At 71.8% G+C, this 11,940-nt stretch carries 11 protein-coding genes; 7 read left to right on the forward strand and 4 right to left on the reverse strand.

From position 1 onward, the window contains the following. Window positions 1-2: 2 nt before the first annotated feature. From AC3ANN_RS14660 to AC3ANN_RS14670, 3 genes are read left to right on the forward strand one after another with little or no spacing between them, the layout of a single operon-like run. Window positions 3-644, forward strand: coding sequence for an aspartate/glutamate racemase family protein (locus tag AC3ANN_RS14660; protein ID WP_488338121.1), 642 nt, complete (start codon window positions 3-5; stop codon window positions 642-644). Further along, entirely contained in the window at window positions 641-2,080 is a 1,440-nt protein-coding gene (locus AC3ANN_RS14665) for an alpha-amylase family glycosyl hydrolase (RefSeq protein ID WP_488338122.1), read from the forward strand. The genes AC3ANN_RS14660 and AC3ANN_RS14665 overlap by 4 nt, the downstream gene beginning before the upstream one ends. A 20-nt stretch (window positions 2,081-2,100) precedes the next feature. Further along, the gene (locus AC3ANN_RS14670; RefSeq protein WP_488338123.1) at window positions 2,101-2,745 is read left to right on the forward strand and encodes a class I SAM-dependent DNA methyltransferase; all 645 of its coding nucleotides are present in this window, start codon (window positions 2,101-2,103) and stop codon (window positions 2,743-2,745) included. A 7-nt stretch (window positions 2,746-2,752) separates the two neighbouring features. Here AC3ANN_RS14670 and AC3ANN_RS14675 read toward each other — a convergent pair whose 3' ends face one another. Next, window positions 2,753-3,568, reverse strand: a complete 816-nt coding sequence (locus AC3ANN_RS14675) for an endonuclease/exonuclease/phosphatase family protein (protein WP_488338124.1) — start codon at window positions 3,566-3,568, stop codon at window positions 2,753-2,755. A gap of 21 nt (window positions 3,569-3,589) precedes the next feature. Next, on the reverse strand, window positions 3,590-4,582 hold the full coding sequence (locus AC3ANN_RS14680; protein WP_488338125.1) for a helix-turn-helix transcriptional regulator: 993 nt from the start codon (window positions 4,580-4,582) through the stop codon (window positions 3,590-3,592). Window positions 4,583-4,688: 106 nt separating this feature from the next. On the opposite strand from AC3ANN_RS14680, the gene AC3ANN_RS14685 reads away from it, so the two are divergent. Then, a complete protein-coding gene (locus AC3ANN_RS14685; RefSeq protein WP_488338126.1) occupies window positions 4,689-5,111 on the forward strand; it encodes a VOC family protein in 423 nt (140 codons plus the stop codon). A gap of 110 nt (window positions 5,112-5,221) precedes the next feature. Here the strand turns inward: AC3ANN_RS14685 and AC3ANN_RS14690 are convergent, their stop codons facing one another. Then, entirely contained in the window at window positions 5,222-5,626 is a 405-nt protein-coding gene (locus AC3ANN_RS14690; protein ID WP_488338127.1) for a VOC family protein, read from the reverse strand. Window positions 5,627-5,692: 66 nt separating this feature from the next. After that, window positions 5,693-7,255, reverse strand: coding sequence for a beta-N-acetylglucosaminidase domain-containing protein (locus AC3ANN_RS14695; RefSeq protein ID WP_488338128.1), 1,563 nt, complete (start codon window positions 7,253-7,255; stop codon window positions 5,693-5,695). A gap of 30 nt (window positions 7,256-7,285) precedes the next feature. Here AC3ANN_RS14695 and AC3ANN_RS14700 point away from each other — a divergent pair, with 30 nt between their 5' ends. Genes AC3ANN_RS14700 through AC3ANN_RS14710 form a run of 3 tightly spaced genes read left to right on the forward strand, consistent with a single transcriptional unit; the run spans window position 7,286 to window position 11,939 of the window. Next, entirely contained in the window at window positions 7,286-9,073 is a 1,788-nt protein-coding gene (locus AC3ANN_RS14700) for an alpha-galactosidase (protein WP_488338129.1), read from the forward strand. Beyond that, window positions 9,070-10,917 (forward strand): MBL fold metallo-hydrolase, encoded by a 1,848-nt coding sequence (locus tag AC3ANN_RS14705; protein WP_488338130.1) that lies wholly within the window; start codon window positions 9,070-9,072, stop codon window positions 10,915-10,917. Before AC3ANN_RS14700 ends, AC3ANN_RS14705 begins: the two co-directional genes overlap by 4 nt. Beyond that, window positions 10,914-11,939 carry a LacI family DNA-binding transcriptional regulator gene (locus AC3ANN_RS14710; RefSeq protein WP_488338131.1) on the forward strand — a complete coding sequence of 342 codons (1,026 nt, stop codon included), beginning with the start codon at window positions 10,914-10,916 and terminating at the stop codon, window positions 11,937-11,939. The genes AC3ANN_RS14705 and AC3ANN_RS14710 overlap by 4 nt, the downstream gene beginning before the upstream one ends. Window position 11,940 lies beyond the last annotated feature (1 nt).

Genomic DNA, 11,940 nt, shown 5'->3' on the forward strand with positions numbered 1-11,940 from the left:
GCATGCGCGTCGGCGTCCTCCACACGGTCCCCGCGCTCGTGCCCGTGTTCCACGGCCTGCTCACCGAGCGTCGCGGCGACCTCGACATCGTCCACACCGCCGACCCGTCGCTGCTCTCGCGCGCAATGGCCGGCGGCATCACCGACGACGTCGAGGCCGATCTGCGGGCTCACCTCGGTGCGCTGCGCGACGCAGGCGCCGAGTCGGTGCTGGTGACGTGCTCGTCCATCGGCGAGGCGGCGACGGATGCCGCTGCCGCTGTCGGCGTGCCGCTCGTGCGCGTCGACGCGGCGATGGCCGCTGAGGCTGTGCGGCGCGCACGAGCCGGGCAGGGGCGGATCCTCGTGCTCGCGACGCTGTCGGCGACCCTCGGACCGACGAGCCGCCTGGTGGGGTCGTCGGCCGCCGGATCCGACGTCGAGGTGACGGCGCGCGTCGTCGCCGAGGCCGCCGACGCGCGAGCCGCGGGCGACCTCGCGCGTCACGACCGGCTCATCGCCGAGGCGATCGCCGAAGCGGGCGACGTCGACGTCATCGTGCTCGCGCAGGCGTCGATGGCGACCGGAGCCGGGGACGACCCCCGCGTGCTGACCTCGCCCGCGTCGGGCGCGACGCGGTTCGTCGAGAGCCTCTCGGCGCGATGACCGGCGTCTCGCTCCTCACCTACGCCGACCGCCTGGCCGGCGACCTGCCCAGTCTCGGGCGGCTGCTCGCCGACGAGCTCGCCCCGTTCTCGGGCGTCCACGTGCTTCCCTTCTTCACGCCGTTCGACGGCGACGACACCGGCTTCGATCCGGTGGATCACACCGCCGTCGACCCGCGATTGGGCTCGTGGGGCGACATCCGCCGCATCGCCGAGACGCACGAGGTGACCGCCGACCTCATCGTCAATCACGTGTCGAACCGCTCGGCGGAGTTCGAGGACTGGCTTGCGCGCGGATCCTCCTCGCCGCACGACGGCATGTTCCTGACGTTCGGCCGCGTGTTCCGGAACGGGGCGAGCGAGGCCGACATCACCGCGTTCTACCGGCCCCGGCCGGGCCTGCCGTTCACGCCGTACCGCGGTGCGGACGGTGCGCGGCGTCTCGTGTGGACCACCTTCATGCCCTCGCAGGTCGACCTCGACGTCACCCATCCCGCCGGCCTGGCGTACCTCGAGCGGCTCGCCGAGACCCTCGCCGCGGGCGGCGTCGGCACGGTGCGGCTCGACGCCGTCGGCTACGCCGTGAAGACGCCCGGCACCGACTCGTTCATGACCCCGCACACGCTCGAGTTCGTCGCGCAGGCCGCCGACCTCATCCGCACGCGCGGCATGCGGGTGCTCGTCGAAGTGCACGCGCACTACACGCAGCAGCAGGCGATCGCGCCGCTCGTCGACCTCGTGTACGACTTCGCGCTCCCGCCGCTGCTGCTCGACGCCCTGGCGACGGGCCGGAGCGACCGGCTCGCGTCGTGGCTCGGCATCCGTCCCTCCAACGCCGTGACCGTGCTCGACACGCACGACGGCATCGGCGTGATCGATGCGGGCCCGTCGGGCGACCGCGCGGGCCTGCTGTCGCACGACGAGATGGCCGAGGTGTTCCGCCGGGCGCATGACGCCACGGGCGGGCATTCGTCCGTGGCATCCGTCGTCCCGGCGTGGATGACGCTGCCGCATCAGATCAACGCCACGTTCTTCAGCGTGCTGGGACGAGACACGCGACGGATGCTGCTGGCCCGAGCCCTGCAGGTGTTCCTGCCCGGCGAGCCGCAGTTCTACTACGTCGGCCTGCTCGGCGGTGCGGACGACACCGCACTCTTCGCGCAGACCGGGCAGGGGCGTGACGTCAACCGTCACCGCTACACCGCCGACGAGGTGCGCCGCGCGCTCGACACCGAGGTGACGCGTGGCCAGCTCGCGCTCGCGCAGCTGCGCCGGCATCCGGTGTTCGGCGGGTCGTTCTCGTGGGAGGCTCCGGATGACGCGTCCCTCCTCCTGCGGTGGCGCGACGAGCCCCACGAGGCCGTGTTGCGGGTCCGGTTCGACGACCCCGACTTCGAGGTGACGCTCGACGGGGAGCCGGTGCCGCCGGCGGGGTGAGCCGGGCCTACGATTCGGACGTGACGAACGACACACCGGACGGAACGCGGGCAGCGTACGACGTCGTCGCCGGGAGCTACGCCGAGATGATCCCCGATACGCGCTACGAGGCGCATCTCGACCTCGCGATAGTGCGGCACTTCGTCGAATCCCTCGCTCCGCGACCGGCGGCCGTGCTCGACGCGGGGTGCGGAACCGGGCGGATGATCTCGCACCTGTCCGCGCTCGACGGCGACCTCGTCCTCGCGGGGAGCGACCTCTCACCATCGATGCTCGAGGTGGCCCGGTCGACACACCCTGACCTCGAGCTGGTCGTGGGCGACAACGCCCACCTGCCGTTCCACGACGGCCGCTTCGACGGCGTGCTCGCGTGGTACTCCACCATTCACACGCCGCCGCACCGGCTCGGCCCGGTCTACGACGAGTTCCACCGCGTGCTGCGACCGGGCGGCGCGCTGCTCCTCGGGTACCAAGCGGGCACCGGGGAGCGACGGATCGACAGGCCGTACGGGCACGACATCGAGCTGACGGCGTACCTGCACCACACGCCGTACGTGCGCGACGCGCTGACCGCAGCCGGGTTCGCCGTCACCGCGGTGCTCGACCGCGGGCCCCGGCCGACCGAGAGGCATGCGCAGGGGTTCGTGCTCGCGAAGAAGCAGTGACGTCCCCTCAGCCGCCGGGCTGCGGCGGCACGGCCAGGTCTGCGACCAGGCCGTAGTGGTCGCTCGCCCACGCGCCGTCGCGCGGTCGGTCGTGCACACGCGCACACGATTCGACCAGGAGTGACGCCAGGCCGTCGCGGCGGCAGCGGACCAGGATGTGATCGATCTCCCGGTAGGGCCATCCCGGCATCGTGGTGGCGACGAGATCGTTCGCGGGATCGAGCGTCCAGCACGGGTCACCCGGATGGGCGGCGTCCCAGGCGCGGATGAAGGCGGTGCTCTCGCCTTCGAGGGACTGCCGGCCGAGCAGGAACCGCACGCTCGCGGCGTCGGGCTCCGCGTCGAGGTCGCCCGCGAGGACTGCCGGGATCTCCTCATCCGCCAGGACCTCGCGCAGGCGCCGTTCCACCATCACCGCTTGGCGCTCCCGCTCCGCCTCGCGATCGGCCGCAGCGTCGGGAAAGTGATTCACGACGAGGAGCGATCCGGACGGTGAATCGACCCTGACGAGCAGCGCCGCCCAGGCGAACTCGTCGATCGGAGGGCCGCCGACGGTGAGGGCGATCTCGTCGACGAGGTGCATCGGCCAGCGGCTGGCGATCGAGATCCCGCTGCTCTCCTGCTCCGATCTCCCCGCGGAGTGGATGATGTTCCACCCCGCGCCGACGATGTCGGCGGTCTCGTCGTAGTCCGACGTGAGCACTTCCTCCTGGAACAGCACGACATCGGGCTGCAGCTGCGAGATTCCATCGACGAGCAGTTCTCGGCGCCGCGGCCAGTCGGCGCGACGCGCGTAGATGTTGTGGGTGTAGAGCCGGACCATTCCGTCAGTCTGCCCACGCCCTCACGACACCGGAAGGCGGGTCTCCGCGATCGCGGACGCCCGCCGGCCGAGCTCGGCGAACGCCGCGGTCAGCTCCGTCGGGCCGACCACGTCGATCGACGCCTCGAACCGCAGCAGGAGCGCGGCGAGCGCACCCCACGACCACGCACCCAGCTCGACGAGGCAGGACTCGGCATCGACGGACTCCACGATGCCGTCGTCGATGAACGGGATGACCCGCGACGCGGGAGCGTGCAGCACGACCTTGCCCCGGCACGGCCACGCGTCGCCCTCGACGGCTCCGCGGAACCGGGCGCGCAGGAACGCGTGCGGATCAGCGCCCGGAAGCTCCCGCGGTGAGAAGCGAGCACCGCGGTGGGATCGCAGGGACATGCGGTCCACGCGATGCACGCGCCAGTCGTCGCGCTCGGCATCCCACCCGATCAGGTACCAGCGCCCGCGCGTCGCAACCAGGTGATGGGGCTGGACGCGCCGGGGACCGGCGGGGGCACCGGTGTCGGCATCCGTCGTCTCACCCGCACGGGTGTAGTCGAACCGCAGCTCTTCGCACGCGCGGATGGCCGCCGAGACCTGCGCGAGAGTGTCGTGCGAGACCGGCGCGCCCGCCTCGGACACCGCGGTGAAGCGCAGCCCGTCGAGGCGGTGACGCAGCCGGGCGGGCATCACCTGACGTACGGAGGTGAGCGCGCGCAGGGCCGCGTCTTCGATCCCGGCCGCCGACAGTGTCGCCGCCTGCAGCGCCACCGAGAGCGCGATCGCCTGCTCGTCGTCGAACAGCAGCGGCGGCAGCTCGTCGCCGGCCTCGAGTCGGTAGCCGCCGTCAGGACCCTTGATCGCGTGGATGCGATACCCGAGCTCGCGCAGCCGATCGACGTCGCGCCGCACCGTGCGCGCACTCACGTCGAGCCGTTCGGCGAGAACGTGCCCGGGCCAGTCGCGGCGCGTCTGCAGCAGCGACAGCAGCGTCAGCATGCGAGACGACGTTTTGGGCACGCGTTCATGCTCGCAGAAGTAGCGGACACGACCTGGCCTCTTCTGTCGAGACGATCGAGCGGTGCCCGCAGGGGGCGCGACCGACATCGAACGACAGGACACCGACATGACGATCTCCGTCACTCCTCACCTCAACTTCCGCGGCTCGGCACGAGCGGCGCTCGAGTTCTATCGCGACGCCTTCGGCGGGGAACTGACCGTCATCAGCTACGCCGACATGGGCAACACCGATCCCCAGACCGCCGACCATGTCGTGTGGGGCCAGGTGTCGGGGCCGAACGGGTTCCGGGTCATGGCCTACGACGTCTACCCCCACCTGCCGTGGGACCAGGGCGCAGACCCGTTCTTCGTCTCGGTGCGCGGCACCGACTCCGACGAGCTGCAGCGCTACTGGGAAAAGCTGAGCGACGGCGCGACCGTCCGCCAGCCGCTCGAACCGTCGCAGTGGGCGCCGCTGTACGGCCAGCTCACCGACCGATTCGGCGTGACGTGGGTGCTCGACATCGCGGCGGCCTACCCCGAGAGCTGATCCTCGGGTCAGGCTCGAGCACAGAGGCGGAGTCCTCGTGCGACACGCCGGGCAGCGCGGCCGCGCCCCGGCGTGTCGCGCATGATCTCCGCAGTTGCGGCGGCCCGCGGTCAGCGGTACGTGATGAACTCGAGCAGGCTTCCGTCGGGATCGCGGAAGTACACGCTCGCGCCCGAGCCCTTCGCTCCGGCGCGGGTCACCGGCCCGAGCTCGACCTCGACGTCGTGGGCACGCAGGTGCTCGATCGCCTCGGCGATGTCCCCCCACCACTCGAAGCAGAGATCGCTGTTGCCTGGCCGCACCGGCAGACGAGCGTCGTTCGTCGACACGTCCACCCCCGGTCCATGAACGTTCAGCTGCGTCGCCCCGGTCCGGAAACTCACCCGTTCGCCCTCGAGCGGCACGACGGTCGCACCGATCACGTCGCGGTAGAACGCCGTCGACCGTTCCCAGTCGGTCACGGCGATGACCACGTGATCGAGCCCGCGCACCCTGTGCTGAGCGGAATCAGACATGGCCTCATCGGATCACGACGCCGCCACCCCGTCAACGGGATGCCGCGCGCCGCGGCATCCGCCCCGTCAGGCGCCGGTGCGCTCGAGCGTCGCCCGCACGAAGGCGGGAACCACGTCGACGGCGACCTTCTTGTCGTGACCTTCTGCACGGGCGAGCGCCGCCTCGACCTCTTCGCGGGATGCCGCGCCCGCGGTGTGATCGAGGGCCGTGAGACCCGCGGCACCCATGTCGGCCGCGGCCGCGAGCCACTCGCGCAGCGAGCGGGCAGGTTCCGCTTCCACCGTGACCGAGCCGAGCGCTGCGAGCTCCTCGAGCCGCGCGCGCAGCTCGCCGTCGCCTCCTCCGTCCAGCGCCGCGTCCGCGGCGCGCGCCAGTGAGGGATCCATGGGCGCGGACGGCGGCCACGACGCCAGCGTCCGCACGAGCGGCGCGAGGGCAGCGGCATCCGTCCCCGCCACGATCCGCAGCGCCGCCTCGGCCGCACGATCGGGGTCGTAGTCGCGCGGGTTCCACGCCCAGTCCGCGAACGCGGCGATGCCGAAGCGCCCGGGGGCGAACTCGACCATCGGGTTCGACCACGCCCCGCGCAGCGCCGACCCCTCGACGTCTCGCGTGCGGCCGACGAGAGGACCGAGGAACGCCCGGCCGCGATCGAAGTCGTTGACCGGGAAGTTGTCCCACAGCAGCAGTCGGTCGCCGAAGACCGCGGCCGCCGCATCGATGTCGTCGCGCGTGATGTCGCCGACGACGATGTCGCGACCCGTCCACCACACCAGAGCCTCGTCGGGCAGTCCCGCGGCGAACGCCTCGCGATACGCCGACGCCTGCGTGCCCGCGTAGTCCGTGGGCACGACGAGCAGATCGGCGCCCGGGCGTCGCACGCGCACCACCGTCTCGGCGAACCGTCGCGCCGCCTCCGCATGGGCGGTGCCGAGCGCCGCCGAGTCGTCGCCGAAGCGCGCACGATCGGCGTCGTGCCGCGGCTCCATCGGCACGTCGTCGAACAGCAGGGCGATGCCGGGGATGCCGGCGTCCAGCAGCTGCGCCGCCTTGGCCGCGAGCAGCTCGTGCTCTGCGTCGTCCGAGAAGACCATCGACCCCGCCGGATGCAGGGCGACGATCACCTCGACGCCCTCGGCCGCGCCCACCCGCGCCAGCTCGGCGAGGCGTTCCAACTCGGCGGCGGGGTAGAGCTCGCGCCACCGCTCGCGATGCCACGGGTCGTCCTTGGGTGCGTACACGTACGAGTTGAGCTTCACTCGGCCCGCCAGCCGCAGTGCGGCCAGGCGCTCCTCGTGCGACCACGGCTCGCCGTAGAAGCCCTCGATGATCCCGCGGTGCCGCAGCACGGGTGCATCCTCGATCAGGACGCCCGGCACCGCGCCGCCGTGCGCGTCCGCGAGCTCGGCGAGCGTCGCGCGGGCGTGGCGGAAGCCGCGGGGATCGGAGGCCTCGACCACCGCGCGCCCGTCGGCCACTTCGAGCCGGTACCCCTCCGGGGGCAGGTCTGCTGCGGCGCGCTGTTCCACGGGGAACTGCGCGAGCGGCCGGCGGCCGGGGCGCGTTTCGAACCGCCGAGGGAACGGGATGACGGGCACGGGACCGGGGAGCGTGTCGGCGTCGAGCACGTGGGAACGTTATCACATAGACTTGCGGGCATGAGCTCCACTCCCTCGCTGACGAGTGACTCCGATCGACGGACGATCCGGGGAGCCCGCTACTCCCTCTCCTGGCGCACGGGTCCAGCCGGACTCGTGAAGTCGCCCTATCTCGAACTCTCCGATGCCGACGGCGCTCGCTGGATGCGGATCTGCGCTTTGTCGAGCGTGCACACGCGCACCGCGCGCGACGAGAGCATGAGCCTCTCCGAACCCGAGGTCCTGACCGAGGACGGCGCGATCGTGGTCACGATCGCGACCCGCTCCAGCGCGTGGGACGAGCGCACGCTCGAACTGCGCTGCACCGCGGAGGCCGTCGAGATCACGCTCGAGGCCCGGGGCACGGGCGAGCTCACCGACGTCACGATCCTCGGCGGCGACGGCATCCTTCCCACCGGCGCGAGCGGCACGTTCCGCTCGGGCTTCGACGCGCAGTCGCTCTACGTGCCGAGCCCGACCGAGCCGGTGGCGTTCGTGCGTCCTGTGTGGTCGGCCGCGTCGCTCGGCGTCGTCGGCGACGCCGACCCCGGCCGCCTCAACGGTGTCTTTTCACCGCCCCCGCTCGCCCTCGCGTTCGGTCGCGACCCTGCGACCGACGCCTTCTCGCCCGGACCCGGCCCGTGGCTGGCGATGTGGCTGCGGGCTCCCGTCGCAGACCTGCGGTTCACCACGATGCGCTTCGACCCGGTCGACGGCGGCGGCCTGCTCCGCCTCGCGCATGAGGGGCACACCGCGGTCGACGGCGTGTGGCGCTCGCCCACTGTCGTGATCCAGCCGGTGGCCGCCCCTTCCGAGGCGTTGCGCGACTACCGCGACGACCTGGTCCTCGCCGGGCTCGCTCCCGAGGCCGGCCCCACCATCCACCCGTGGTGGCTCGAGCCGATCTTCTGCGGCTGGGGCGCACAGGTCGCCCGCGTCACGCCCGGCGGACCGCCCGCGCCCGACCTCTGCCGTCAGGAGGCCTACGACGAGTTCCTCGCGACGCTGGCGTCGGCGTCCCTCGACCCCGGCACCGTGGTGATCGACGACCGCTGGCAGGCGCGGTACGGCACGGCCGAACCCGACACCGACGCGTGGCCCGACCTGCGCGGCTGGATCGACGACCGCCACGCCGAGGGGCGCCGCGTGCTGCTGTGGTTCAAGGCGTGGGATCCCGCAGGGCTGCCCGCCGCGGAATGCGTGACGGATGCCTCGGGCCGGCCGATCGCGGCGGATCCCGGAAGCCCCGCCTACCTCGCGCGCCTGGACGCGATCGTCGAGCGGCTGCTCGCGGCCGACGGCCTCGACGCGGACGGGTTCAAGGTCGACTTCACCCAGCGCGCCCCGAGCGGTGCGATGCTGCGCCCGGCGCCCGACAGCGACGGTGTGTGGGGAATCGCGGCGCTGCATCGGCTCGTCGCACGCATCCACGCCGCGGCCAAACGCATCAAGCCCGACGCGCTCGTCATCACCCACACCGTGCACCCCTCGTTCGGCGATGTCACCGACATGGTGCGCACGAACGACGTGCTCGAGCACGACGTCGCGGGCCGCCCGGTCTCGGTGGCGGCGCAGCTGCGCGCGCGCCACGAGATCGTCGCGGCGGTGCTGCCGGGGCATCCCGTCGACACCGACCAGTGGCCCATGCCCAACCGCGAGGAGTGGCTCGACTACGCCAGCACGCAGGCCGGACTCGGCGTGCCGGCGTTGTACTACCTCGAGCGCGTGGGACAGGATGAGCCGATCGACCTCGAGCACTTGACGATGATCGGCCGCACATGGGACGAGTACCGGAAGGGCCTGGGATGACGGTGACGGAGGTCGCGCGCGGCGTCTGGCGCATCGCCGACACGTGCCACGTGTACCTCGTGGTCGACCCCGACGCCCCCGAGGGCGAACGGGACGCCATCGCGATCGATTTCGGATCGGGCCTCGCGCTCGGCGAGCTCGCCGGGCTCGGCATCCGTCGCATCACCGACGTCTTCATGACGCACCACCATCGCGATCAGGGACAGGGACTGCCGCTCGCGGTGGAGCATGGCGCGAGGATCCACGTGCCGCCGGTCGAGCGCGAGCTGTTCGACCGCGTCGAGGAGATGTGGGAAGGCCGTCAGCTCGACAACGACTACAACCTGCGCCAGGACCGCTTCTCGCTGCTGGAGTCGGTGCCCGTCCACGCCACCTTGCCGGAGTACCGTCATGCCGGGGCATCCGGTGTGCGCCTGCTCGTGCTGCCGACGCCCGGGCACACGATCGGCTCGGTGACGTATCTGCTCGACCGCGACGGCGAGCGCATCGCGTTCACCGGCGACCTCGTCTACGCGCCGGGAAAGGTGTGGTCGCTCGCCGCGACGCAGTGGTCGTACACGCAGAACGAGGGACCTGCGATGACGGTGCTGAGCGCTCTCCTGCTGCACCGCCACCGGCTCTCGAAGATCGCTCCCTCCCACGGCGAGGTCATGCGCGACCCCGACCACGCGCTCGAGCTGCTCGCGCAGACCATGCAGGAGTACGTCGACTCGCGGCGCTCGTACCCGTGGGATCTGCGTGCGCGACTCGAGGATCCGTTCGTCGCGCTGACGCCGCACCTGCTGCTCAACCGCACCGCGATGTCGTGCTCGTACATCGTCCTGTCCGACACGCACGAGGCGCTGATCGTCGATTACGGCTACGACATGACGACCGGGCTCGTCCTCGGCCAGGAGCGCGCGTCGCGGCGGCCGTGGCTCGCCTCGATCCCGGCGCTGCGCGAGCTGTACGGCGTCACCCGCATCACGGTGGCGCTTCCCACGCACTATCACGACGACCACATCGCCGGGATGCCGCTGCTGCGCGAGGTCGAGGGCACCGAGCTGTGGATTCCTGAGAACGTCGCGCCGACGATGGCCGACCCGTGGTTCGAGGATCTCCCGTGCCAGTGGTACGACCCGATCTCCGCCGACCGCGTACTGCCCCTCGGTGAGCCGTTCACGTGGAACGAGTACACCTTCACGCCGCACGCGCAGCCCGGCCACACGCTCTACGCGGTGGCGTACGAGCTCGAGATCGACGGCGTGAAGGTCGTGTTCACCGGCGACCAGCAGGAGGGTCTCGGCGGCCGCGACGGCCGGCGGGACATCATGAACTACCAGTACCGGAACCTCTTCCGGCTGGGGGACTATGCGCAGAGCGCCGCTCTGTACCGGCGCATCGGCCCCGGGCTGATGGCGAGCGGGCACTGGGATCCACGATGGGTCGACGACGAGTACCTCGACTACCTCGCACAGTCGGCGCGCGAGGTCGACGACCTGCACGAGCGGCTGCTGCCGCTCCGAGACCTGACGATCGGTCCCGACGGGCAGACCGCGAGGCTCCTCCCCTATCGCCGCCGGGCCGTGGCGGGAGAGTCCGCGGATTACACCGTACGCGTGCGAAACCCGCTGCCCGAGCCCGCGCGCGCACGAGTGCGGCCGGTCCTGCCGCTAGGCTGGCGCTCATCCGAGTCCGAACTCGAGGTCGATCTCGGACCCGGCGAGGAGTCCTCTGTGCAGCTGACCGTGACCCCGGCGTCCATCGGACGCCGGCAGCGAATCGCGATTGACGTCGTCATCGGCGACCTCCGGCTCGGCCAGCATGCCGAAGCGCTGCTCGACGTCACGGAGCCGGTGTCGTGACCGAGAAGCGCCCGGCGTTCGCGCGTCCGACGATCCGCGAGGTCGCCGACGCCGCGGGCGTCTCGCGCTCCACCGCCTCCCGCGCCCTGTCGGGCAACGGGTATGCCGCACCCGACGTCCGCGAGCGGGTGCGCGCCGCCGCGAAGGAGCTCGGCTACGTCGTCGACGTGACGGCGCGCAGCCTGAAGCAGCGCACCAGCCGCTCGGTCGGTGTGCTCGTGTCGGACCTCCGCAACGTCTTCTACGCCGAGCTCGCGTCGGGCATCGGCGAGGAGGCCCGCGCCCACGGCCGCACCCTGGTCATGACCGATCTCCGCGGCGACAGCGCCGACGAGCTCGAAGCCGCCGAGGCCCTCGTCGCCTCGCGCGTGTCGGGCGTCATCGCGACGCCGGTGTCGCGCGAGCTGAGCGGATTCCTCAGCCGCATCGGCGTGCCGCTCATCGAGGTCGACCGCCGCTTCGACGCCGAGGCGACCGACGCCGTCGTCGTCGACAACCGTGCCGCGGCCCGCGACACCACCGCGCGCCTGATCAAGGCGGGGCACGAGCGCATCGCGCTGCTGATCGACGAGACCGAGTGGACCACGGGCGCCGAGCGCCACCGCGGGTTCCTCGACGCACTGGCGGCCAAGAAGATCCGCGCCGACGACTCGCTCGTCGTGCAGGCGGGCTGGGACGCGGAGGAGGCGATGGCCGCCGCGAAGCGCATCCTGTCCCGCACCGACCGCCCCACCGCGGTGTTCGCGGCGAACAACGTGCTCACCGAGGGCACGTGGCGTGCCGCGGCATCACTCGGCTTGAGCGTGCCCGACGACGTGAGCATCGTGGGCTTCGACGACGCGCCGTGGATGAGCATGGTCACCCCGGGGGTGTCGACGCGATTCCAGGATGCCGGGGCCCTCGGTGCGACAGCGATGCGAGCTCTCCTCGACCGTATCGAGACCCCGGACGCCCCGGTGCGCACCATCGTGATGCCCACCGAGTTCGTCGATCGCGGATCGATCGCGCCACCTCCCCGGTGAG

The sequence above is a fragment of the Microbacterium sp. STRO-2N genome (genome assembly GCF_057747775.1).

Bases quoted from the DNA above. Each gene is read 5' to 3' on its own strand.
- AC3ANN_RS14665 (WP_488338122.1), top strand. From the start codon at position 641: ATGACCGGCGTCTCGCTCCTCACCTACGCCGACCGCCTGGCCGGCGAC.
- AC3ANN_RS14700 (WP_488338129.1), top strand. From the start codon at position 7,286: ATGAGCTCCACTCCCTCGCTGACGAGTGACTCCGATCGACGGACGATC.
- AC3ANN_RS14690 (WP_488338127.1), bottom strand. From the start codon at position 5,626: ATGTCTGATTCCGCTCAGCACAGGGTGCGCGGGCTCGATCACGTGGTC.
- AC3ANN_RS14705 (WP_488338130.1), top strand. From the start codon at position 9,070: ATGACGGTGACGGAGGTCGCGCGCGGCGTCTGGCGCATCGCCGACACG.
- AC3ANN_RS14675 (WP_488338124.1), bottom strand. From the start codon at position 3,568: ATGGTCCGGCTCTACACCCACAACATCTACGCGCGTCGCGCCGACTGG.
- AC3ANN_RS14660 (WP_488338121.1), top strand. From the start codon at position 3: ATGCGCGTCGGCGTCCTCCACACGGTCCCCGCGCTCGTGCCCGTGTTC.
- AC3ANN_RS14685 (WP_488338126.1), top strand. From the start codon at position 4,689: ATGACGATCTCCGTCACTCCTCACCTCAACTTCCGCGGCTCGGCACGA.